Below are 24,804 nucleotides of genomic sequence, written 5' to 3' on the forward strand. Positions count from 1 at the left end.
AGATTTGAGATTTGAGATTTCAAATGGGGAATCCGCGGAGGGGAGCGGATCATGAGATTCGGCGTCGTCGTCTTCCCGGGCTCCAATTGCGATCTGGATGCGCTGTATGTTCTGAGGAACGTCCTCGGCGTGCCGGCCGATCTCGTTTGGCACGGTCAAGCGGATCTCTCCGGATATGACACCGTCATTCTACCCGGAGGTTTTTCGTACGGGGACTACCTCCGCGCCGGCGCCCTCGCCGCCTTCTCTCCCGTCATGGGCGCCGTGAAATCCTATGCGGAGCGGGGCGGCCTCGTAGTGGGCATCTGCAATGGCTTCCAGATCCTGGTCGAAGCCGGTCTCCTGCCGGGCGCCTTGATTACGAACAAAACGCTCTCCTTCATCTGCCGTGAGGTCCCCCTGAGGGTGGAGCGAACGGACACCCCCTTCACCAAGCTCTATCGCCTGGGCGAAATCATCCGCTTGCCCATCGCCCACCAAACCGGAAACTACATGGGAAACCCCGACACCCTCGCGCAGATCCAGAACCACCGCCAGATCCTATTCCGCTACTGCGGCGAAGAAGGGGAATCGTCGCCGGACGCCAATCCAAACGGCTCGGCCCTGGACATTGCAGGGCTCCAGAACCTCCAAGGCAACGTGCTCGGCATGATGCCCCACCCCGAACGCGCCTCCGAATCCGTTCTGGGGCGCGCGGACGGACTCAGACTCTTCGAATCCATCCTTGCCCACGCCCAACACCGGAACTGAACGCTCGCCTGCCGAATCCGCCGCCCCTTCCGCGGCGCTTCAGGGACGGCCCCCTGCGCTCCGCTTCGGGGACGATGAAAGGACTCGTCATGGGGTCTCTGCATCGCGAATGGAATTGCAATGCTGACTCTCGCCGCTCGCCACGGTCTCGGACCGGCCGAATACGAGCGCCTGAGAGAGCTGCTCGGCCGGGAACCGGACGAGATCGAAATGGGCGTCATGGGCGCCATGTGGAGCGAGCATTGCAGCTACAAAAGCTCCAAGGTACATCTCCGCAAGTTGGCGAGTTCCAGCCCGCGCCTCGTGCAGGGCCCCGGCGAAAATGCAGGCATCGTCGAGCTGATGGACGGCTGGTGCGCCGCTTTCAAGATCGAGAGCCACAATCATCCCTCGTACATCGAGCCGTTCCAGGGTGCGGCCACCGGCGTGGGCGGAATCATCCGCGACATCCTCGCCATGGGCGCCCGCCCCATCGCCCTGCTCGACTCCCTCCGCTTCGGCTGGCCCGATCATCCGAAAACGAAATACCTCGTGAACGGAGTCGTCTCCGGCGTCGGCTCCTACGGAAACTGTGTCGGCGTGCCCACCGTGGGCGGTGAAATCCAGTTCCATCGCTCCTACAATCGGAACAATCTCGTCAATGCGTTCTGCCTCGGCATCGTCCGGAAGGACCGCATCATTCGCGGACGCGCCGAGGGCATTGGAAATCCTCTGATCTACACAGGCGCAAAGACCGGAAGGGACGGCATCCACGGCGCCACGATGGCCTCGGCCGCATTCGGCTCCAAGGATGAGGAGGTCAAGCGGCCCAACGTCCAGATCGCGGATCCGTTCATGGAAAAACTTCTGATCGAAGCCTGCCTCGAAGCCATCGACAAGGGCCTCGTCCTCGGGATGCAGGACATGGGCGCGGCCGGCATCATCAACTCCACGTCCGAAATGGCGGGGCGCGGGGGAAACGGAGTGGATCTCCAACTGGAACGCGTGCCTCTCCGGGAGCCGGCGATGAGACCCTACGAAATCGTGCTTTCTGAGTCGCAGGAACGAATGGTCCTCGTGGTTCCCTCTTCGAGAGCCTCGGAAGCCGTCGAACTGTTCCGCAAGTGGGGTCTGAATACGGAAGTCTTCGGAAATGTCACGGATCACGGCGCCGTCCGACTGCTCTCCGACGGCCGGGAGGTCGGGCGGATTCCCGTTCACGTGATCGTGGACGGCGCGCCGCAATACACCCGTGCCTTCGAGGCCGACCCGCGCCCGGCCGCGACCCCCCCCCCGGCGCTCCGCGAGGAACCGGAACGGATCTTCAAGGCGCTGCTGGCCGACCCGAATCTGAAGAGCAAGCGCTGGGTGTGGGAGAAATACGATTGGAGCGTGGGCACCAACACCGTGTTAGGGCCGGGTTCCGATGCCGCCGTCCTCCGTCTGAAGGGATCGCGGGGGGGGATCGCACTGACGGTGGATGCCAACCCGCGGTGGTGCTTCGCCGACCCGAAAAAGGGAACGATCCTGACGCTTCTCGAATCCTTCCGAAATCTTGCCTGCGTGGGAGCGGAACCCGTGGGGGTGACCAATTGCCTGAACTTCGGGAACCCGGAGAATCAGCGCGTGATGGGCCAATTCGCCGCCGCCGTGGCCGGTTTGCAAGAGGCCTGCAAAAACCTTACACTCCCGATTGTGAGTGGAAACGTCAGTTTCTACAACGAAACCGAAGGGGACCAAATCCATCCAACACCCGCTTTGGCTCTCGTTGGGACACTCGAAGACGTATCCAAGCCGGTAGGCGCTTCGTTCAGGAAAGATAATCAGATCATCGGGTTGGTTGGAGACTCATTGGGTTCGGCAATGCATCTTGTTGGTTCAGAAGCCCTCGCATTCCTCGAGGACGCAGAAGGGATTCCTCCTTACGAACCCAGTTTCCAAAAGGAGCAGGCCACCGCTTCGTTTCTCCGCGAGGCTCTGAACGCAGCGATAGTTTCTTCTGTGCACGACGTATCGGATGGGGGGCTTGCCGTGGCGCTCATGGAATGTTGTCTGGGTGCGGCAAGCATCGGCGGCATCGGAGCCCGCGTGTCCCTGAAGAACTCAAATCATCCCATTGCCGAATTGTTCGGCGAAGGTCCTCCCCGATTCGTGATCTCGGCGGACGCCGATTCGGCTGGGCGTCTCCATGAGCTCGCCTCCTCGCACCAGGTCACGTTCTCCGAGATCGGCCGCACGGGCGGCGACGCCCTCGTCCTCGATCCTTTCCTCCGAATCCCACTCCGCGCTCTCCGGGAGCAATGGGAGGCCCCGTGGCGTTAGAGCTTCGCGAGGGCTGCGGCGTATTCGGCATCTATTCTCACAGCGAGGCCGCGAACATGACCTACCTCGGCCTGCACGCCCTCCAGCACCGGGGTCAGGAGAGCGCCGGCATCGCCACGGCGGACGGACAGAGAATCATGACCCACCGAGGCATGGGCCTCGTGGCGGACATCTTCGATGAAGACACCCTGGCGAAGTTGCACGGACACCACGCCATCGGTCATGTGCGCTATTCGACGGCCGGAAGCAGCGACCTCAAGAACGCGCAGCCCCTGCTCGTCACGTCTTCCAAAGGCGCCGTCGCCCTCGCCCACAACGGCAATCTCGTCAATTACGAAATCATCCGCAACGAACTGGAAAACCACGGAGCCATCTTTCAATCCTCCACGGACACCGAAGTGATCGCGCATCTGATGGCCATCTCCCAGCAAGAGAAGCTCATCGACCGGATCATATCGGCCCTGTCCTACGTCCGGGGGGCCTTCTCGCTCGTGTTTCTGACCGAGAAGGCGCTGATTGCCGCCCGTGACCCGCAGGGATTCCGCCCGCTCGTCCTGGGAACGCTCGGTGATTCGTATGTCGTCGCCTCCGAAACCTGCGCCTTCGACCTCATCGGCGCGAAATTCGAGCGCGAGATCGAACCCGGCGAAATCATCGTGGTGGACGAATGGGGCCTCAACAGCCTCAAGCCCTTCACGCAGCAACAACACGCGAAATGCGTGTTCGAGTTCGTCTACTTTGCGCGACCGGACAGCACCATCTTCGGCCGCAATGTCTATGAAGTGCGCAAGGAGCTTGGCCGCCAGCTCGCGCGCGAGGCTCCCGTGCCGGCCGATCTCGTGATGGCCGTGCCCGATTCCGGTGTGCCCGCCGCCATCGGATTCGCGGAAGAATCCGGGATCCCGTACGAAATAGGAATGATCCGAAATCACTACGTCGGCCGCACCTTCATCGAACCCCAGCAGAGCATTCGCAACTTCGGCGTGAAGCTGAAACTCAATCCCATTCCGCACGTTCTCAAGGGAAAGCGTGTGATCGTGGTCGACGATTCGATCGTACGGGGCACCACGGGCCGGAAGATCATGAAGATGCTCCGCCACGCCGGCGCGCGGGAAGTCCACGCCCGCATTACCTCTCCGCCCTTCGCCTGGCCCTGCTATTACGGCATCGACACACCCACCCGGAAAGAGTTGATCGCCGCGGTGCATACCATTGAAGAAATGAACCAGTTCCTGACAAGCGATTCTCTCCGCTACCTCAGCCTGGACGGTCTGCTGAAAATCGCCGCCAAGAACGATATCGAAGGGTTCTGTCGCGCCTGCTTCTCGGGGCAGTATCCCGTGAAAATTCCCCAACCCAGCACAGTGGAACAGATCCCGCTTTTCCGGGGCCACGCCAAAACAAACGGCGAATCCCCGGGGGCGAGAGAGGAAAAGCCGCCCGTCCCGGCGGAAACGCCGGTCGCCAAGGAAAAAGGCACCCGCACGGATTTTGTCTACTGAGAGCGGGCCCCAAGGTCCACACGTTGTAGGGGAGCATCTTCAGATGCTCCCTCTTGACGGGAGGGTCTGAAGACCCTCCCCTACGTATCCGGGAATGCGTTCCGAAATCCGACAAGTCTCCCGGCTCCGCACGCTCCTCAAGACAATCGCCCTTCAGCGCGGACCGTTCGTCCTCTCCTCCGGCAAGACCTCCAGCTACTATTTGGATTGCCGCCGAGTAACGCTCGACCCGGAAGGCGCTTTCCTGATTGGCAGCCTCCTGTTCAATCGCCTGACACAGGGCCGACCCAAAGTCGCCGGAGTGGGTGGACCGACCATGGGCGCCGATCCGATCGTTTCCGCCATCACCGTGATCAGTCAACTGAAGAAAAAACCGCTGGGTGGGTTCTACGTACGAAAAGAGCCCAAGAGTCATGGGATGGCTCAATGGGTTGAAAAGTCGGGACGCCTCCGCGTGGGCGCCAAGGTAGCCATCGTGGAAGACGTGGTCACGAGCGGCGGATCGATCGTGAAAGCCATCGAACGCGCGCGGCTGGATGGCTTCCATGTGGTCCGGGCCATGGTCGTGGTGGATCGGGAGGAAGGAGGCCGCGAAGCGGTCGAAGCCGCCGGCATTCCCCTGGAAAGCCTGTTCAAGGTGGGCGAGCTGCTGAAATGAAAGACTGTCAGCTTTCAGCATGCAGCCATCGGCCCCAAGCCAGGAGGGCCTTCCCTTGTTGAATGCCGAAGCGGCCAAGGTGCGCGCCATGAACCGGAACAACTGCGCACCATGAGCGGAATACGCAACGATGCGGACATTAGTCAAGGAGACAATTTCCTCTGCCCTGCCTTCAACCGTTTTGCAGCGGCAAGCAACCTCCGTATTTCCACGGAGTCTGGCTGTATTCGTAGGGCTTCCGTGTAATGGTATATGGCTTCTTCACGCCTCCCCTGTTCACCTAGAAGGTTGGCTAGATTAATGTGTGCCACCACGTCTTCTGGCTTGCTTTGAATGGCCTTCTGGTAATGTTTTACAGCCTCTTCCACGTTCCCGCGCTCGGCCAGGAGATTTCCCAAGTTATTGTGGGACTCAACATGATCAGGATCGAGTCGGAGCACCTCGGAGTAATGCGCCATGGCCTCGTCAACCTTGCCCTGCGCGAACAAAGCTACTCCCAAACTATAGTGGGCGTCCTTGTGATCGGGTCTTATCCGTAGTGCTTTCCTGTAACAAACGATGGCTTCTTCAACCTTGCCCTGCCTGGCCATAGCAATACCAAGATTAACGTGAGCATTGGCAAAGTTCGGAGCAGTTTCAATGGCCCTCTGGTAATGTTTTACGGCCTCTTCCACGTTCCCGCGCTCGGTCAGGAGATTTCCCAAGTCATTGTGTGTCTCAACATCTTCAGGATCGAGTCGGAGAATCTCGGAGTAATGCGCCATGGCCTCGTCAACCTTGCCCTGTCGTATGAGCAGATTCCCTAGCCTGTGATGAGCCTTCCGATAGGTTGGTAAGATGCTTAGAGCGTAAATATAATGAGCGACAGCTTTGTCCGGTGCACCTTGCCTCTCGGCTGCAACGCCCAAGTTGTAGTGCGTTCTCACACTACTTGGGTCAAGCCGCAGGGACTCGGAGTAATGCGCTATGGCCTCATCAACCTTGCCCTGTCGCATAAGCGCAGCTCCTAGGCTGTTGTGCGCGGGGCTCGATAGCGGCGCTTTCTTGACCGTATCTTCGAAAAGAGACAGTTCAGAAGCCCACAATCCACTCCGTTCGAATGTAGCAATCAACAAGGGCAATATGAGTACTCCTAGAAGAAACGGAACCGAAAACGCTTTTGAAAGCTTACAGATCATGGATTGGAGGAGCAGGACTAATCCTATCGAAGGCAGGTAGATGCGGTGTTCGAACACTAAAGCCAGTTGGGGATGGAACACCTCGACGCCGCTGGCTACCAAGAAAAACAACCAACCAAAGGATGCGGAGGGCCAACGCCTTGACAAACACCCCGTTACGACGACACTTGCGAGCAGCAAGACCAATGCTGTTGCCGTAGTGGGCGGATCCCCTAAAGAAGTAGATAGAGGAAAATCATGCACAACGCTGAGCCTACTTGGTGCGGGAAATAGAAAAAGAGAGATATAGTACCACAGCGCCCTAGCCTCTGTTAGCCACCTTTCTAGTAAGGTCCACTCCTTGCCCTCAACGGTCGATCCAGTTTCAAGAGACACAACAAGCTGTGTGACTCCGGCCCGGAACTCAGCTGAGGAAATGAGCAGTAGCACACCCGGTATGAACCAAAGGATAGTCCTACGAAGTGCGGTCTTCACGTCGGTTTTGAGGAGCATGACTTCACTCAAGAACAACACCGCAGGGAATGACACAGCCAACTCTTTGGTACCCAAGGCGAGAAGGTAGAGAACGCAGGCAAGTGCGAAGAAATGGTGGCACCCGGGTCGAGGCCCAAGCCTAGCGCGGAGATAACACACCAGGGACCATATGTAGAAGGCCGCGCAGAGGGAAGTCATTCGCTGGACAACATATGCTACAGCCTGGGTTTGGACGGGGTTGAGGGCCCAGATTAGAGTAAGTACTAGAGGTATACCAAACTTCGATGGAGTGTTGCCATCTTGGTCTACAACATGACGCACAAAGTACAATAGAAGGAAAAGGCCGATCGAGGCTCCAACATGGATCAGGATGTTGGTTACATGATAGGTAACAGGATTCAACCCTCCAAGGCGGTAATTGAGTACAAATGTGAGATTTGCAATAGGACGAGGGGCGGCAACCGTAGGGCTGCGTACCATCGCACGCCACAAGGCGCCTGGGCTAATATCATCCAAGTGCAGCGCGTAGTTGTCGACAATATTACCGCTATCATCATAGACAAACGGACCGAACAAGGCAGGCCAATACGCGAGAAAAACAAGAAGTGTAAGAGCTATGATACTGGCGATGGCTTTTCGCCAAGATCTCAACTCTAGGAGATCAAAACCTCCATCTGCTGTGAGCTGTCCGCCCACGCTTTTCGGAGAAATAGACTCCCCCAAGTTAGGGCGGACGGAGCTATAGGCTACTTCCCCCGTTCTATCACCTTGATGGTATCTGTCACCGAGAACGTACTGCCAGTAGTAAGTTGGCCCTGAATCTGAATCGTTGCGTCACCCTCGCCAAAGCCGAGACCTTTAAGAGCGCTGATGAGCGCTTGACGACTGAACTGAACCTTCAAATCTTGTACGCCATTTCCGTTCGCATCAGCCAACTCAACAGGCTTGTTGAAAGGAGACAACGCAGCGATTGCCTGACTATTTACGGCATTCAAAGTCAAGGTTGCCACAACAATCTGGGACGAGTCTCCTCCTTGTGTTACCTCAAGAACAGCAGTGACAGGATTACCCTGGCTCCTAATATTCAGAGTATTCGGATCAATATCCAGAGCCACAACAAGCTGGGAAGGTGGAGGAGGCACATTCAGCACAGTTACCTGAACGCTCCCACTGGTCACCCCACCTTGACCATCGGAGACCTGCACCGTAATTGTGATTGTCTGGTCAGCATCAACCTGGGGAGATGTCCACATCGGATTTTGCAAAGAGGGATTTGAAAAGGTGCCCGCTGGAGCCGACCACAAGAACGACAAGGGATCCCCATCGGGATCGGACGCCTGTACGGATAGACTGACAGTTCCACCCTCATTGACAGTCGTTGGATCCGCCGAAGGACCAGAGGTGATCACTGGAGGGTTATTGGGAAGAGGACATTCTTGAACCTCGGACGAAACTGTATCGGATACAATGGCTGATGTGGGACTCGGACTCACCGTGGTGGCGGTAATTCCAGAAGATGTCGGTTGTGCACCTGCGAGCGTGTTCGTTACCGTAGCCAAAGTATCGCCGAGTGGAGGGCAGATCGGTACGTTACCGCCAGCGTCGACGTTGAGAACAACGACGCCACTCCCGAAGCCAGACACGGCAAAGCCACCCCCGACCGTATGGACGATCTCCGTTGCAAAACCAAACGACACGAGGTTGAAGACCTTCTGCCACTCTGCGTTGCCGGCGGCGTCAAGCCTCACAACCCAGGCGTCGGTGTCGCCAGCGTCGAATGAATCGGTCCGACCAGCAAACGCAAATCCTCCGCCTACCACGTTGACTATGGAGAACGCCACATCCATGCCACTGCCACCATACGCCTTCTGAGACATCACATTCCCTGCCGAGTCAATCCGTAAAACCCAGGCGTCAGAGGAACCGGCCCCGAAGGATCCAGTGCTACCGGCAACTGCAAACCCACCATCGGATGTCTGCACGATCGACTGCCCAGAATCGCCAGCGGCTCCACCATATGCCTTCTGCCATATTACGTTCCCAGCTCCATCAAGCCTCACAACCCAGGCGTCACCAATCCCGAAAGATGACGTGGAACCAGCAACCGCGAACCCCCCATCCATGGTCTGAACAATGGATTGAAAGCCATCCGCGCTCGGTCCGCCAGACGCTCGCTGCCATATGATGTTTCCACTTCCGTCCAACCTCAGAATCCAGCCACGCAAAACACCACCTGGAGCAAAAGATGTTGCTTCGCCAGCAACCGCAAACCCACCATCCCCCGTTTGAACAATAGACCGGGCGGCATCAAAGGTGCTGCCACCATATGCCTTCTGCCATATTACGTTCCCAGCTCCATCAAGCCTCAACACCCAGAAGTCAGCATTACCTGCGCCAAAGGATTCTGTATGCCCGGCCAAGGCAAACCCACCATCGGATGTCTGCACGATCGACTGCGCAAAATCGGCAGCGGCTCCACCATATCTTTTCTGCCATATGACGTTGCCTGATGGATCGAGCCTAACCAGCCAGAGATCGTTTGGACCCGCCACGACACTTGCTTCGCCAGCAACCGCAAATCCTCCATCTCCTGTCTGGACAATAGACCAACCTCGCCCACCAAACAGTTGAGGAGTAAACACTTTCGCGAAGGGGGGATCGTTAATTTGTGTCGTTTCAACCGACTTGATTTCCACGATCGGAAAAAGCAGTAGGCCTTGGCCTTGTCTTTCGACAACCGACCTTTTCGCATCAAAATCGAGGGTGATAGAAAGCTGTTCACCCTTTCCCACGCCGTAGGATGTTTCAAAGTCAACGCTAACACGAGTACCGGTAGGTACGTCAACAGGTACCCGCTGGCCACCAACGACAGCAGTTGCTGAAGAAACGCCAAACCCAATTCCAATCAACGTGCCCTGTCCGAGACCCACACTGCCAAGTTTCAGGGTCTGTCCATTTTGCAGAGATAGAAGCTCAACCTGTGTCTCGCCACTTATACGGATCCATTGAGACCCGGTGCCGGATGCACGGAAATGAATCAAGAGCTCAGAGAGCGTGACTGAAAGAGCTTCCAAATCAGCCGGAGCATCCGTCAATTTGACAACGATGCGCGATTCGCCGGTGAGGTTTTTTCCATCCACGATTTCGCCAGGCGTGATTTCGCCGGGCGTATTGCTACCTGAATTCGTACAGCTCAGCCCAAGCAAGCTGAGAACAAGCAGAACATAGGAAGAGAGGGAAAACCCCTTGGAGATGGAACGCTCACCAGTCATGTATCCCCCTTTCGCCTAGAGCAGCTGTGTGACACGTGTTACGATCCGCCCGCGTATGCACAATTACTGCCCTTTCGTCCACAGTCTTCTCTTTTTTGTACCGAAGTTGGACGCGATCATATGGTTATCTCGTGGAGGAAAGTGGCGGTGCCGACCTCAGAACTGAGGAGAAGTTTCAGGCCGACGTCTATGGACCCACTGCCAAATCGACGCTTGCATGCCGCGCCAAGGATAACCAGGCTGAGAAGCAAGAGGCTAAACCCATGCCTGCTAACGAATCGCCCTGCCCTACTCCTGAACCTTTTTCCCAATCGACCTCACTTATCGTATCGTGTCCATCCGTGGGTCGACCAACTCTACCGTTTTTCTTTCGCTGATACCCGATTACCACGAGGGTGTAGTCTTGTCAAGCAAATTGGGCGCTTCGCGTCGGCACGTGTGCAACTCGCGCCGCCATCTGCCCCGAAGTTTGCCTCGGATCCGAGATTGCTTCACCCTCGTCCTGCCTGCCCACACCCACGCAGGCGGATCGTACAAACTGCTCGCAATGCCACCTTGTGTTGTCATTGCGAGGGAAGGTCCTCGACGTTAGTCGAGGGCCCCGTGGCAATCCCGGACGAGTCGTCCGATAAACTCAAATTGTGACAGCAACAAGTAGGCTATCTATGATTGTGGGGTCACTTGACATTTCGATGCACGGCTCTACTGTGGTTTTCACTGGGAAGTCGCGCACAACAGTCACTTGGAAAGGACGCGAACATGCGATTGCAAAACCAGGTAGCCCTCATCACCGGTGGGGGGGACGGGATCGGACGGGCGATCGCGAGAGCTTACGCGCGCGAAGGCGCCCGAGTCGTCATCTCCGGCCGGAGAGCCGAGAAGCTGGAAGAGACCAGAAGCCAGATTCTCGGCGAGGGGGCTGCGCCGGGACCCCATAGCGATTCTGCTCGCCGTCCCCGGAGCGAAGCGGAGGGGGCTGCGCCAGGATCGGTGGTCACGGTTCCGGGGGATGTTTCGAGCGAACCGGACGTGCGCGGGCTTGTGCAGGAAACGCTCCGGCAATTCGGCCGGATCGATATTCTCGTGAACAACGCCGGCATCATCGGTCCCACCGCTCCGGTCGAACAGGTTCGGACGGAGGAGTGGGACGAAGTTCAAGCCATCAATCTCCGTGGTCCCTTTCTCACCTGTCGTGAAGTCGTTCCCCTTATGCTGAAGCAGGATCGAGGCGTCATTATCAACATCGCGTCCGTCGCGGGACGCATCGGGTATCCCACCCGAAGCCCCTACGCCGCTTCGAAGTGGGGGCTGATCGGATTCAGCCGGACACTGGCTCTGGAGTTGAGCACCACCGGCGTTCGGGTGAACTGCGTCTGCCCCGGTGCTGTCATGGGAGAGCGGCTCGCCACGATCCTCGGAAACTTCAATCGCATCATTCAGGATCAAGCGAACTCGCGGCTGAAGGCTGCCCTTTCTTACGTGAAAGCCTCGAAACTTCTCCCACCGGAAGAGATCGCTTCCGTTTGCGTCTTCCTCGCGTCCTCGGAGGCGGCGGGAGTGTCCGGACAGGAAATCGTTGTCGCGGGCGTGACGGGGTAGTTCCGCCGTGCGCATCGCCCTCTTCGGTCTGCCCAAGCGCGCTACACATTTCGTCCCGGTCCTCGTTCAGGAGAACTACAAGGTCGTCGCCCTGTTTCTTTCGGAGCCGCATGAGCCCTATTTTCCGCAGATCCAGGCCATTGCCGAGGCCTTCAAGATCCCCTGCATCTACCCGGCGGACGCCGCCGATCCCACGCTGCCGGGACGCCTCCACCAACTCGAGATCGACCTCCTCATCTCGATCAATTTCACCAAGCGCCTCCCGAAAAGCATTCTGAGCGCGCCTCGCCGCGCGGCGATCAATCTCCACCCCTCCCTCCTGCCCAAGTACCGGGGACCGAATCCCTATTTCTGGGTTCTTCGAAACGGCGAGCCCCGCACCGGCGTGACCGCCCACTACATGGAGGAAACCCTGGACACCGGGCCGATCATTCTCCAGAAAGCGATGGAGATCGAAGCCCATGAGACGTTGGGCGGTCTGCTTGGAAAACTGGAGGCCCTGGGTGAACAGGTCCTGTTGGACACTCTCCGACTTTTCAAGAGCCGGGATGACGTGCCTTCTTCGCCGCAGGATCCGGCCGAGGCCACGCTTGCGCCGCAAATCAAGGAGGAGGATTTGGTCCTCAATTTCGCCAACCCGACCGCCGATATTCTCCGCCAGATCCGTGCCTGCAATCCGGCCTATGGAGCGTGGACTTCACTCGACGGTCGGGCCGTCAAGTTCTTCTCGGCGTCGATGGTGCAGGGGGCGATATCGCTCGCCGCTCCAGGCACTTGTTTTCTACACGAGGGACATTTCCTCATTGCCACGGGGGACGGCGCGATTCGTCCGGAGGTGATTCTCCTGGAGGACGGCGGATTCTACTCCGCCGATTCGCTCGCCCGACTCGGTCTCCTCATCCCCGGCTCCCGCTTCGGCGCGTAGGTCGGGGTTCAATCGCAGATCTGGAAGCCTTCCGCGGGGTAGTGGTACATGAGCGTCACGCACATCTCCTCGGGGAACTGGAGGATGTGGTCGGTCGTGTTGTCGAATTCGCACACCATTCGAAACCGGTCACCCTTTTCCACACGCAGCGGCGCATCGACCGGAAAATTCATGATCGGCGGATCTCGCTGGAGTTGCGCGCCCGCCCCAACCTGTTTGTAGATCAACCTCTCCTCCCCCTGCTGGGTGAGCCAGAGCTCAAAATTCACACCCCACTGGTGGGTGTGGCCGAGGACCGTGATGATGCTGGACGTTCGTTCGGCGCTGCACGTTGCTTCGGAGCGGTGGGTTTTTCCCGGCTGGATCTGGAAACTACTCTCGTTGATCGCCCACGGAGCCGCAGAGGATAGCGCCGGAGTGGGATCGACCGTGTGGAGGTTCACCGTGTCAGTCTGAAGGGCCGCATCGCTCCCCGGGTTGATGTAGTGCGATTGGAGCATGATCTGCGATCCCCGCGGGACCAGGATGGCCACGTCCTTCGGCAGACGCGTCACGGCCGCCGGAACATCGCCTGAACCGCCGCCCGCCCCACCGACAAACATCAGCCAGGGAGCTGCCATGTCGAAATCTGCGCACACATGCGAAGTCGGATCGTACTTGATCGAGCTTCTATACACCGCCACGTGATGACCCGTTTTGCCACCGCTTTGACGCCCTTCGATGAGCGTGACGTACATGTCGTCCGTGGTCACCACATCCGTGTACGTGCAGACAAAGACTTCGGAATACGGCTCGATGCGCAGCTCGGGGGTATGCACTTGTATTCCGCGCGCCGGTTTCGCCAGTCCCTCCGAATCCTCCGAACAGGAAATCGACCCCATCATGACTAATGAGGTCACCAATAACGCAAGAAAAACACCTCTCACACCACCCTCCTTCCGGTTGGGAATCAGCGAATCAGGGAATCAGTTCTTCCGGTAGACCGCCACGAAGCACGCCCCGCCGAGGCCGATGTTGTGTTGGAGTGCGATCTTGGCGTTCGGCACCTGTCGCGGACCGCAAAGTCCACGAAGCTGCTGGTTGAGTTCGAAACATTGGGCCAAGCCGGTGGCGCCCAGCGGATGCCCTTTGGAAAGCAGGCCTCCGGAGGGATTGACAACCCATTTGCCGCCGTAGGTGGTTTGATTCTCATCGAGCAGACGCCCGGCCTCCCCTTCTTTGCAGAGACCCAGCGCCTCATACGTGATCAGCTCGTTGGCCGTGAAACAGTCGTGAAGTTCGATGACGTTTACGTCCTTCGGACCCAGTCCCGACTGCTCATAGGCGCTGTCCGCAGCCTTCTTCGCCATATCATAGCCAACGACTTTGATCATCGAGGGGGGATCGAAAGCGGTCTTCACATCCGTCTTGAGCGCGGCCGCGGCAATCCACACCGGATCGGACTTGCCCATTTTTTTCGCGAACTCTTCCGAGCAGACGACGGCCGCCGCCGAGCCGTCCGTAGTGGGGCAGCACTGAAGTTTCGTCAGGGGATCGAAAATCATGGGAGAGGCCATCACTTCCTCGAGCGAGACGGCCACGCGGAACTGCGACCGCTCATTGTGCACCGCATGCTTCTTGTTTTTCACGGCGATCTTGGCGATCTGTTCCTTGGTCGTGCCGTACTTCTTCATGTGCTCGCGTCCTGCCCCACCGAACAATTGGGCGGCGGGAGGTGCCATCTCGAATCCCTGCACGGAACTCATCACTTCCACGTGCTTATCCATCGGATTCGTTCGATCGCTGTATTTGGGCGCGAGCGATCCCTTCTCCATCTTTTCAAATCCAAGCGCGAGCGCGCATTCCACCGCTCCGCCCGCCACCGCCTGCGTGGCCAGGAAAAGCGCGGAGGAGCCCGTGGAGCAGTTGTTGTTGACGTTCACGACCGGGATACCCGTCAGACCGAGCTGGTACACCGCCCGTTGGCCGCAGGTGGATTCCCCATACACATATCCGACAAATGCCTGCTCGATCTTGTCATAGCTCACGCCGGCGTCTTTGAGGGCCATCTCCCCCGATTCCTTTGCCAATTCGGGATAGTCGTGTTCTCCCGGTTTGTGAAACTTGGTCATTCCGACGCCGATAATGCAGACTTTGCGGCCTTTACCCATGGAAAACCCCTTTCGCTTTGAAAGATGTCAGTCGCGGCTGGTGCGAGTACGCGCTTTTCTCTTTAAGCACGCCGCGAAGTCTAGCTAACCGGATGGTTAATTGCAACATAGCCGGGTGGGAGTGGTAAAGTACGCGCCCATGGGGAGCCGCTTCACCCGATTGGCCGTCGCCCTTCTCATCTTCTCTTGCGACAGCCCAAAGCCTTGGGACGGAACCTTTCCCGAGCCTGTCGCCCGGCCTGAACACCCAAGGCCCGATTTCCGGCGCAACACCTTCATCAACCTGAACACGAAGTGGGATTTCGCGTACGACCCGGACGACCGCGGACTGCGCGAGGAATGGTTCAAACGCGAGGACGTTTGGACCCACAAGATTCAAGTGCCGTTCGCATGGGAGGCGCCCCTCTCGGGGCTCGTCCCGCCGCATGAAGGTCCGTACACGATTTTCGAGACACTCCAAGCCAAGACGTACCGAGGAGTGGGCTGGTACCGGCTCAAGCTTCCCGGCCGTTTACCGCAGACGAAGGGTCTCAACTGGCATCTGATCTTCGGCGCCGTCGATTTCAAGTCCACCGTCTGGATCAACGACAAGCAGGCAACCGAACACGAGGGCGGCTACGATCCGTTCTCGGTGAATCTGGCCGACTGGGCCGGTCCCAACGACGTTCCCGAAATCGTCCTTCGCGTCGAGGACTTCACCGAACTCAACGACTACGCCCAGCCCGTCGGCAAACAGGGCGGCGTCTGGTACACCCGCACGAGCGGCATCTGGCAGACGGTGTATCTGGAACAACGACCGAAGTTCTATTTGGCCGGGCTGCGATTGAATACATACATGGGCGTGCAGGAGGTTGCCATCGAACCCCAATTCAGCGGCACGCCGCAGGGCGAATTCAAGCTGGATTCGACTGAAGAGCCGGGATCATTCAACCCCGGGGAGAGCACGGCATGTTGCTGGTGGGAAAACCCAAATCCCCACGTTCAAGAGATTGCAGTTCGGCTCACCGATGAACGTGGAACGCCCGACGTGGTCCACACATACTTCGGAAAACGGGACCTTCACATTCTGAGAACTCAAACAGAGACAAGGATGAACGCGGCTTACTATCACGCGCCGATCGAATCCTCGGTGCTTGCGGTAAACCTCTACCCACGGTATCTCCGTTGCGTCCTCGACCAGTCCTACTACCCGGATGGCATCTACACCGCGCCGAGCGTGGATCGAATCCGGGCCGATCTCGAACTCGCCAAGTCGTTCGGGTTCAACTGCATCCGGCTCCACATCAAGATGGATGAACCGATCAAATATCGAATTGCGGACGAACTGGGACTTTACGTCGTCTACGATATTCCCGCTCTCGATCTTCAAGCCGAGAACCTGCCGGGTTTCAAAGGCCGCGATTACTTCGAACACACGCTCCGCGCTGCCATCGAACGCGACGCCAACCATCCCAGCATCATCGCGTGGACCATCTTCAACGAAAACTGGGGGCTCCTCTCGAACGGCTCACTGACCAACCCCGTCCCGATGGGTGACAACCCGGAGATCCAGAAATGGGTGAAGGACATGGTCACCCTTGCGCGCTCCCTCGATCCCACGCGCCCCGTCGAAGACAACAGCGCGGGCGGAGTGACGCAACGTTTCGAACACATCGACACCGACCTCAATTCCTTCCACTACTATGGAAACGACATGGCCAAGTTCAGAGAGTTTCTGCAAACCGAATCGGATGGGACCTACCCAGGCAGCCCCCGGAACTTCGTCGGCGGCGCCGTCCAGGATGGCGATCCCTGGTGGAACTCCGAATTCGCCAGTTTCAGCGCGCTGGGCGGAACCGAAGGGCCCGGGATCTATTGCGATCTTTTCGGCCTCCTCAATGAGATGCGACGCTTCCCCAAGCTCGTCGGTTACGTGCTCACGCAACTTACGGACGTGGAGTACGAACGAAACGGTCTCGTAAATTATGACCGCTCACCCAAACCGGATCTCTGCGCGAGATTCGGCGTCAGCCTGAAGGATGTCCTTGGCGAAGATTTCATCGCCTTCGACTGGCTGCCGAATCATGAGCTCGGGGCCGGCGCAACCATCCATGTCCCGCTTCGCTACTCCCACTGGTCCGGCTCCACCATCGAGCCGAGGAAGGTCCGTTTGAGTTGGGAGAACGCCGCTCCAGTGGAATGGACGCTGGCCTCCTATGCGCCGTACGATGCCACCACCGTCGAGAGCCCCGATTTCATCACGCCCGCCGACCCCGGCGATCACACTCTGATCGCGGAGGTTTTCGACGCTCAAGGCAAGCGCACCTGCGCCAACCGGTTGACGGTCACGATCAGGTGAGTCCTCCGACCGGAAGGAGTAACATGCCCGCCATGGCACGAGTCCGGCGATACCTCCCGTGGCTGATCGGACTCTTCTGGCTCGCCTTCTACCTCACTTACCCTTACCGGGAACTGGTGGACGACTCCCAGCATAGGGGGATCCTGGAAAACCGCTACTTCGCTATTTTCGATGAACTGAAGTACTCCCGGCCCCTTCACGCGCTCCTCCTGCACGCCCAGGGCCATTTCTTGAGCAAAGCGATGGACAAGGCAATGCTCGTTTCGATGATTCTCCACCTGCTGATCGCCTTGATCGCGTGGCGTGTTGTTATTCCACGAATGCCCGAACGAATGCACTCCTGGGCAAGATTCGGCCTCACGGCTTTCATGCTTCATCCCATCGCGCTGCAAACCACCGTCCATGTTTCACAGCGCGTCGAACTGCTGGGCACGTTCTTCGTGGCTCTTTCCCTGGCCGTCTTCTTTCGCGCTCGGTCACGGACAACTCCCCTTCCATCCTCGGCTCCTCCTACTCACCACTCACCACTCACCACTCACCACTTCTTCTGGCTCACCCTCTGCGCCCTCGGCGCCCTGGCCTCGAAGGAAAATTACGTACTCATCCCCTTCGCACTGACGCTGGCGCTCGCCATCCGGGCAAAATCCAACGCGGGAGCGATCGCCGCAGGCGTCATGGTCGCCTTCATAGTCCTCGGCTCCTATTTGAACACCTTTTCGCATGAGGAAATCCGGAGTGAAGACAATTACAGCCGCAGCCGGGCCTTCAGGCAGGCGGTCCTCGATGGTCGCGAGGTCACGAACGAGGAGTCCATCTTCCTCCCGCTGCGATCACCGGTGGAAAACCTGAAACTCCAGGTAGCATTGGTACCTCTCATCCTGAGAATCGTGTTCGTGCCCTTCGGACTCACCAAGGACTACGGCCACTTCCCCTACGGCCGCCAGACCTATTCCCCCGACCTCCCATGGCTTTGGATCGGGCTCGCGATCCTGATCGGCATCACCGCGCTCATTTTTGTGAAACGCAAAGCGGCGACCTTCGAACAATGGGTCCTCATCCTGTCGCCCGCCGTTCTCTACAGCGCGTACGTCGTCTTCGTGGTCTACGATCCGCTCTTCCTCTACCGGCTCTATGGAGTCTCTTTTCTCACCTTCGTGGTGGCCCTCCCCACACTGGCCGGCATCCTTGTGGACGTGAAGAAGATCGGCCTGGAACGCGCCGAAAAGATTGCCGCGGGCCTGGCAGGAATCTGTGTCCTGGGCGGGGTTGTTCGTTTTTATGAGATGAAAAACCCGATCGCGGAGACCGCCATCGACCTGAGACGTCGGCCGGACAATTTCCGGCTGTACGTTTCCCATATGCGCAAACTCGTGGAATCGGGAAAACGTCCCGTCGATTGCGGAGCCGAACTGGCCCCCGCGCTGAAGTATGCCCCGAGCAGTTCGCACGTCTATGTCCAGTGGGCGTGGTGCCTGAAACAACAGGGCAAGATTGAGGAAGCGCAGACCTATGCCATGAAGTCGCTCGAGCAGCAGACCGGATTCATCGAAGCCCAAACCGCGCTCGGATATCTCTCCGAACCTCCCTTCCCCAAGATCGACATCGATCGGGTCCACCCCATGAACAAGGCATATCTGGCGCCGACTCCGATTCAAGATGCGGCCGGAGCGCCCCGTCCGCAGAGTCCACCGCCCGGGGATGGACGAAGCACGTTCTGGTCCCCCAGTCCTCCTACCGGTCAGGGAGTCACTTCGGGCGCAGCGCGCCCGCTCGATGAACAATCAAAGATGTTCATCGACCTCTACGAACAGGGTCTCACGCGGGATCCAGGCAACATGAAGATTCGGGAAAAGTACGCGGAGTTCCTGGCCGGTCGCGGCGATTGGAGCAAGGCGCTGGAGCACTACAGAATTCTTCTCGACAAGGACCCCACGAATGCCGACCTGAAGAAAAGAGTGCAGGAAGCGGAACTTCGGGCCGGATCGCCCGCTTCCGGAACCGCGCCGTCCAAGTAACGCGTGGCCGCACCCTCCGCAAAGTTTTCAGAAGCCATCCTGGCCTCTGGTCACAGCTCCGGGTACAGGCCTTCCGTGGCCGAACGCCTCCGACGATACTGTCCCTGGTCGGTTGCGGCTTTCTGGCTCCTTTTCTACCTCGCGCATCCTTATCGGATTCTCGTCGACGACACGACCTACCGCGGGATTCTGGAGAACAAGTTCTTCCACTACCACATCGAGCAACGCTACTCGCGCCTCCTGCACGACGGGCTGCTGTATCTCCAGGGATTCCTCTTCGAGCCGTCCATGCAAAAGGCGATGTTCGTGGCGATTCTCCTGCATCTGCTGACGGGATGGATCACGTGGAGAAGGGTGATCCCGGCGCTCCCCTCACGGAGCCAGGTCCCTGCGCTCATGGGCCTCGTCGCCTTCCTTCTCCATCCGGTCTCGATGCAAACAGTGGTTCATGTGTCCCAGAGCGGCGAAGTCCTCGGCGGCGTCTTTCTGGCTCTCTCGCTGGCTGTCTTCTTCCGAGCTCATTCTTCCGATCCTTTGCCTCTCACCTCTCGCCTCTCGCCTCTCGCCCCGCTCTTTCTCGCCCTTTGCGGCCTTGCCGCCCTGATGTCGAAGGAATCTTACGCGGTAGTGCCGTTCACTCTCGCGGTCCTCATGGCGTTGAAGACAAAATCGATGCCGTCCACCCTCGCCGCGCTCGCGCTGCTCTCGGCCATCCTCTTCGGGGCGTGGGCCAATTCCTACTCCCGGCCTCTGATCCAGAACGTCCGGAACTACGAGCGCAGCCGGGCCTTTCATCAGGCCGTTGAACAAGGCCGGGAGATATCGAACGACGACTCGATCTTCCTCCCTCTCCGAACAAAATCGGAGAACTTGAAGCTGCAAACTGCCCTCGTCCCGAAGCTCCTCCAAATTGTGTTTGTTCCATTCGGACTCGTAAAAGACTACGGAAACTTCCCTCTGGGCAAGGAGACGTACAATTTCTCGAAATCATGGCCATGGACTGGAGTCGGCGGCGCGATCCTTCTCGGCGCAGTAATCCTCGGCTTGGGTCTGCGAATCCGCGTTGGATTGAACGGGCTGGCGCTCCTGGCGCTGCCGGCAATCCACTACGCAGTCTATTGGGTGTTCCCCGTCTACGACCCCCTGGTTCTCTATCGTCTGTACGGCGTTGTTTATCTCACCTTCGTGGTGGCCCTACCCGCTCTGGTCAGCGCCAAGGAAATCTCACCTCCACAATCATCCTTACCCCTCAAGGGAGAGGCTCGAAGAAAATCTCCCTCCCCCCCGGAGGGGGATGGCATGGGCGGGGGGGGGAAGCGTATCTTGATCGCTTGTTGCTCAATAGTCGTCCTCGGCGGCTTCGTCCGTTTCTGGGAGATGAAAGACCCCATTCGGGAAACCGCTCTCGAACTCAAGCGCGCACCGACAAGCTACCGCGTGTACGCTTTTCACATGCAAGAGCTCATCAAAAAGGACCTGCCGGTGGACTGCACCGCCCTGCTCGGACCTGCGCTCACATTGGCCCCGAGCACAGCGCTGGTTCACATCGAGTGGGCCTGGTGCCTCTGGGAGCAGGGGCAGAAGGACGAGGCCCGGACCCATGCGCAGAAAGCGCTCGAGCAGGAAGCCGTCCCCCAGAATATTCCGTTGCTGCTCGACTATCTCGTCGGACCGGACGGGACTCAATTTGATCTGAAGAAGATCCACCCTTTCAATGTGAAGTACCTCCCCTTCAAAGACCAAGAGCCCGCGCTTCGGATCATTCCGGACGAAAACTGAACTTCTGCGACCAAGGCACGAGCCTCTTCATCTCACCCACAGCCGCCGGGTTCGTGGCTCGCACCGGGAATTCCTTGGCCGCATCAAAGAAGAAGTCGTCGTACTCGCGCTTGGGGAAACTGACAAATCTCAGGAGGTAGGCATCGCCCCCTCCGCTTTGCTTCGGGGACGACGAATGGAGCGGTGATCCGGGCGTCGCGTCGCCCTCCTTCTTCTCGTACCGTCCGGCCAGGAACGAATCGGGGAATTCCAAAAGATCGGGCAGAAGCATTCCGGAGACGGCATCTTTGAGATGAGTGTCGATCAAGCCCTCCACCCAACGGATCGAGTCTTGTTGCTGTGACCACCGCTGTTGGGCCAAGGCCCCTGCCGCGGCCTGCGGGGCCCCCTGGGGTGCGGCCGGCGGAGGGGGAATACGTCGCGGGTCCTTGCGATCGAAGGGCTCCCACCCTCCCGTCTTCGAGACTCTCGCCCAACGAGGTTCTCCGCCGGTCCGCTCTTTCGCCCATTCGTTGAATTTCCCGGGATTGGCTTTCACTCGATCCAGCCAGCCCTGCGCCTCGGAACGCGCATACGCCTGGATCTCCCGGTTCTGTCTCACAATATCGTAGGGGAGAACCCGGTTGACGTAAACCGGCAGGATGTAGTCTTTCAAATACGCTTCCCGGTTCTCCCCAAACACCTGTTTGATCCGGGCGAGCACATCGGGCATGAACGTGCTCTCGTCTATGCGTTTCGCCTCGCCTTCGAGAACCTCCTGTGTCACGGGTTGACCGTATTTCTTCATGATGGCCGCTCCCACGCAGGGCTTGAGCAGGTGAGACAGCACGATGCCCGGCTCCACGATCCGGCCCTCCTCGGTGATTTTCAGAACCGCCTGGCGGTAAGTCAGATCCTGTTCGGTGATCTTGCAGTCTCCCGCCTCGGCCACAAGAAGAGGGATTTTCTTCCGATTACACGTGGTGGACGTGAGAATCAGAACCAGGAATGCGAGAAGGGCGGGTTTTTTCACAGAGACAAGCTTTCAGTTCGAGGATCCCGTCCGGAAGCGGTCCATGGATCAATTCTATGAGCGACCACAACCGAAGCAAAGGTAAGCGTTCACCCCCACCCCCACCCTCCCCCGTCGAGGGGGAGGAGAAAAGAGAGTAAGGCGCACTTCTTGTTGTCCCTTCCCCCCTTGAGGGGGAAGGTGAGGATGGGGGGTGCTGAACGGATACAAGTAAAGTTCGACCGCGGCTTGCGAAATACGGGGGTCATGATAGGAAGCTCACGTGGGTCATTTCGAACATACGGTCTATTACTTCCGGCGGGCGGCAAAGATCATGGATCTCTCTGAGCGGATCCAGAAGCTACTCGTCACTCCCCGGAGAGAGGTGCGGGTGGAGATCCCCATCGAGATGGACAACGGAGAACTGGGACACTTTATCGGATTCCGAATCCAGCATAACAGCGACCGAGGACCGATGAAGGGCGGTCTCCGGTATCATTTCCAGGTCGACGACGATGAAGTGAGGTCCCTCGCCAGCCTCATGACGTGGAAGACCGCCGTGGTCGATCTCCCATTCGGGGGCGCGAAAGGGGGAATCGCCTGTGACCCTTCCAAGCTTTCCTCACACGAACTCGAAAGTCTTACGCGCGGCTTGATTGATCGCATTCACGAGTTGATCGGCCCCACGATAGACGTTCCCGCACCGGATGTCGGCACGAACGCGCAGGTGATGGCCTGGATCATGGATCAATACTCCCGGTACGCCGGGTTTCATCCCGCGGTCGTGACGGGAAAGCCCGTGGACCTCTACGGCTCCGCCGGCCGGGAAGAGGCGACGGGGCGCGGCATCCTTTTCGTTTGCGATGAACTGCTGAGCGAGGCGGGGCGACGGATCCAGGATTGTACGTTCCTGGTCCAGGGATTCGGCAACGTGGGAGCGAACACGGCCAAACTCATCCACCGCATGGAGGGCAAGATCGTGGCGGTGGGCGACGTGAATGGGGGCATCCACAACTCAGCGGGGCTCGATATCCCGACCCTGATCGAGCACGTCCGAAAGGTTCATTCCATTCACGGATTCGAAGGCGGGCGGGCGGTGAGCAATGACGAGCTGCTTCGCCTCCCGTGCGATGTTCTCATTCCGGCCGCCCTCGGCGGCGTGATCACGCCCGACGTTGCGCGGGACGTTCAGTGCAAGTTCATCGTCGAGGGCGCGAACGGGCCGACCACGCCCGAGGCAGACGAAATCCTGGACCGACGCGGCATTGTTGTCTGCCCGGATATTCTGGCCAACGCGGGCGGGGTGACTGTTTCCTATTTCGAGTGGGTCCAAAACATCCAGCAGTTCCGATGGGGCGAGGTGCAGGTCAATACGGAACTCGAAAAGGTCATGCGCAAGAGCTACAAGAGCGTGTCAAGGCTCGCCCGAGAGAAAAAGCTCGCGTTGCGAACTGCCGCGTTCATCATCGGCATCGGTCGGGTCGGCCGCGCCCGTGTTCAACGGGGGTTGTGATGCCTCCTTTCGACCCTCGGTCCATCCCCATGCTGGCCGGCCTCAACAAGCTTGAGATGGATGACCTCCTGACCTACTCCATCGGCCAATCGATTCCGGAGGGAACAACCATTTTCAAGGAAGGCGATCAAGCGGATGCTTTCTACATCCTCCTCAAGGGCGAAGTCGAATTTACGAAACGGACTCCCAGCGGCAAGGACGAGAGGATTGCAACCTTGCAGCCGCCCGCCGTTTTCGGGGAGACCGTGCTCTTCCTGAACCCCATGACGCGGATCGCCACCGCCCGTACGGTCGCCGATATCGAGGTCCTCGCCTTCGACGTCAAGACGTTCATGCAGCGTCTCGAAAAAGGGGCCGTGGGGGCGTACAAGGTCATTCACTACTTGGCGAAGGTGATCGCCCATCGGCTGAAGGCGGTGGACGAGGAACTGGTCCGGCGCATCGGAACGGTCGGCGCCTCGGAGCGGAAACCTCTCGAAGAGTTCTCGAAGTTCAAGGACAAGTTGTTCGCCGAGTGGAATTTCTAGGTTCTGCGGGAACAAACAAGTCAATATTCAAGATTGACCCCGTGAATCCGCTTTTGGTTTACGCGGCGGTCGTCGGAACTCTCAAGATCCTCTACACCTTCCGGGGGATCGAGTTCATCGGAAAATACCTCCACGTCATTGCACTCGTCCTGTTCCTTTACACGCCGCTTCTCATGATCGTGCTTAGGAAAGCCACCGCCGAATCGATGGGGTTATTCATCGGGAACTGGATCGCCTCGCTTCGGGTCACCGGAGCCACATGCCTGGTGGTTTTCGTTCCCTTTGTGGCGGGTTTCTACCTCTGGCACCGCATGGTCCTCGGCCACGCGTTCACAACCGATTGGGGTCTGCCCGACTGGACGTTCATGGTCGCCCAGTTCGCCGGGGCTGCGCTCCCCGAAGAGGTTTTCTACAGGGGGTATTTGCAGTCTTCCCTCAATCGAGCTTGGCCTGGAGGGAAGGCCATCCTCGGTGCCCGGGTGGGAAGAGGCTTGATCCTAACTTCGGTCTTATTTGCGCTGGGGCATGTCATCATCGAACCGACCCCGGTCCGATTCGGTGTGTTTTTCCCCTCACTGATTTTCGGCTGGCTCCAGGAGAGGACGGGAAGCGTGCTCGCGCCGGTCCTCTTTCACGGGGTGGCCAATATTCTCATGGCCACGTTGCAGTCGGCGGTGCAATAGGAAATCGTTTGTGGGTGGCATCCATGCGTCATTTTGTGCACGTAGCCGAGCCTTAACCTGAATCCGGCGTGAATATGGCTTTTCCGGGGGCTGCCGTGGGGGTATGTTTTCGAGGTTTCTTTTTCATCGATTGTCAGGCGTGCGACCTT

At 58.5% G+C, this 24,804-nt stretch carries 17 protein-coding genes; 12 read left to right on the top strand and 5 right to left on the bottom strand.

The genetic code is table 11. The features are described from left to right. Positions 1-51 precede the first annotated feature (51 nt). From purQ to pyrE, 4 genes are all read left to right on the top strand, one after another. Positions 52-750, top strand: coding sequence for a phosphoribosylformylglycinamidine synthase subunit PurQ (gene purQ / locus HYT87_01550; GenBank protein MBI2058434.1), 699 nt, complete (start codon positions 52-54; stop codon positions 748-750). A 120-nt stretch (positions 751-870) separates the two neighbouring features. Beyond that, positions 871-3,051 carry a phosphoribosylformylglycinamidine synthase subunit PurL gene (gene purL, locus HYT87_01555; protein MBI2058435.1) on the top strand — a complete coding sequence of 727 codons (2,181 nt, stop codon included), beginning with the start codon at positions 871-873 and terminating at the stop codon, positions 3,049-3,051. Further along, the gene (locus HYT87_01560; GenBank protein MBI2058436.1) at positions 3,030-4,553 is read left to right on the top strand and encodes an amidophosphoribosyltransferase; all 1,524 of its coding nucleotides are present in this window, start codon (positions 3,030-3,032) and stop codon (positions 4,551-4,553) included. Before purL ends, HYT87_01560 begins: the two co-directional genes overlap by 22 nt. Before the next feature lie 94 nt (positions 4,554-4,647). Next, entirely contained in the window at positions 4,648-5,211 is a 564-nt protein-coding gene (gene pyrE, locus HYT87_01565; GenBank protein MBI2058437.1) for an orotate phosphoribosyltransferase, read from the top strand. Between the two features lie 143 nt (positions 5,212-5,354). Here pyrE and HYT87_01570 read toward each other — a convergent pair whose 3' ends face one another. Together HYT87_01570 and HYT87_01575 are read right to left on the bottom strand one after the other, a co-directional pair. Then, positions 5,355-6,938, bottom strand: coding sequence for a tetratricopeptide repeat protein (locus tag HYT87_01570; GenBank protein ID MBI2058438.1), 1,584 nt, complete (start codon positions 6,936-6,938; stop codon positions 5,355-5,357). Positions 6,939-7,609: 671 nt separating this feature from the next. Then, positions 7,610-10,135 carry a DUF4382 domain-containing protein gene (locus HYT87_01575; GenBank protein ID MBI2058439.1) on the bottom strand — a complete coding sequence of 842 codons (2,526 nt, stop codon included), beginning with the start codon at positions 10,133-10,135 and terminating at the stop codon, positions 7,610-7,612. A gap of 759 nt (positions 10,136-10,894) precedes the next feature. Between HYT87_01575 and HYT87_01580 the strand changes: the two genes are divergently transcribed. Next, a complete protein-coding gene (locus HYT87_01580) occupies positions 10,895-11,734 on the top strand; it encodes an SDR family oxidoreductase (protein MBI2058440.1) in 840 nt (279 codons plus the stop codon). A gap of 7 nt (positions 11,735-11,741) precedes the next feature. Then, positions 11,742-12,659 (top strand): methionyl-tRNA formyltransferase, encoded by a 918-nt coding sequence (locus tag HYT87_01585; protein ID MBI2058441.1) that lies wholly within the window; start codon positions 11,742-11,744, stop codon positions 12,657-12,659. 8 nt (positions 12,660-12,667) lie between these two features. Here the strand turns inward: HYT87_01585 and HYT87_01590 are convergent, their stop codons facing one another. Then, a complete protein-coding gene (locus HYT87_01590) occupies positions 12,668-13,543 on the bottom strand; it encodes a hypothetical protein (GenBank protein ID MBI2058442.1) in 876 nt (291 codons plus the stop codon). 81 nt (positions 13,544-13,624) lie between these two features. Then, complete coding sequence (locus tag HYT87_01595; GenBank protein ID MBI2058443.1) at positions 13,625-14,809, bottom strand: lipid-transfer protein; 1,185 nt, start codon at positions 14,807-14,809, stop codon at positions 13,625-13,627. Positions 14,810-14,909: 100 nt separating this feature from the next. Here HYT87_01595 and HYT87_01600 point away from each other — a divergent pair, with 100 nt between their 5' ends. From HYT87_01600 to HYT87_01610, 3 genes are all read left to right on the top strand, one after another. After that, positions 14,910-17,147, top strand: coding sequence for a hypothetical protein (locus HYT87_01600; protein ID MBI2058444.1), 2,238 nt, complete (start codon positions 14,910-14,912; stop codon positions 17,145-17,147). Positions 17,148-17,179: 32 nt separating this feature from the next. Further along, positions 17,180-19,162: a hypothetical protein gene (locus HYT87_01605; protein MBI2058445.1), complete on the top strand. Its 1,983-nt coding sequence runs from the start codon at positions 17,180-17,182 to the stop codon at positions 19,160-19,162. A 75-nt stretch (positions 19,163-19,237) separates the two neighbouring features. Then, positions 19,238-20,941, top strand: a complete 1,704-nt coding sequence (locus tag HYT87_01610; GenBank protein ID MBI2058446.1) for a tetratricopeptide repeat protein — start codon at positions 19,238-19,240, stop codon at positions 20,939-20,941. Here HYT87_01610 and HYT87_01615 read toward each other — a convergent pair. Then, a complete protein-coding gene (locus tag HYT87_01615) occupies positions 20,922-21,953 on the bottom strand; it encodes a hypothetical protein (GenBank protein MBI2058447.1) in 1,032 nt (343 codons plus the stop codon). The genes HYT87_01610 and HYT87_01615 overlap by 20 nt on opposite strands. Positions 21,954-22,215: 262 nt before the next feature. Here HYT87_01615 and HYT87_01620 point away from each other — a divergent pair, with 262 nt between their 5' ends. The 3 genes from HYT87_01620 to HYT87_01630 are packed head-to-tail and all read left to right on the top strand — an operon-like array spanning position 22,216 to position 24,655. Further along, a complete protein-coding gene (locus tag HYT87_01620) occupies positions 22,216-23,445 on the top strand; it encodes a glutamate dehydrogenase (protein MBI2058448.1) in 1,230 nt (409 codons plus the stop codon). Next, on the top strand, positions 23,445-23,972 hold the full coding sequence (locus HYT87_01625) for a cyclic nucleotide-binding domain-containing protein (protein ID MBI2058449.1): 528 nt from the start codon (positions 23,445-23,447) through the stop codon (positions 23,970-23,972). Before HYT87_01620 ends, HYT87_01625 begins: the two co-directional genes overlap by 1 nt. Positions 23,973-24,013: 41 nt before the next feature. Beyond that, positions 24,014-24,655 carry a CPBP family intramembrane metalloprotease gene (locus HYT87_01630; protein MBI2058450.1) on the top strand — a complete coding sequence of 214 codons (642 nt, stop codon included), beginning with the start codon at positions 24,014-24,016 and terminating at the stop codon, positions 24,653-24,655. Positions 24,656-24,804: the final 149 nt, after the last annotated feature.

This window comes from Nitrospirota bacterium (assembly GCA_016180645.1).
GTDB lineage: Bacteria > JACPQY01 > JACPQY01 > JACPQY01 > JACPQY01 > JACPAV01.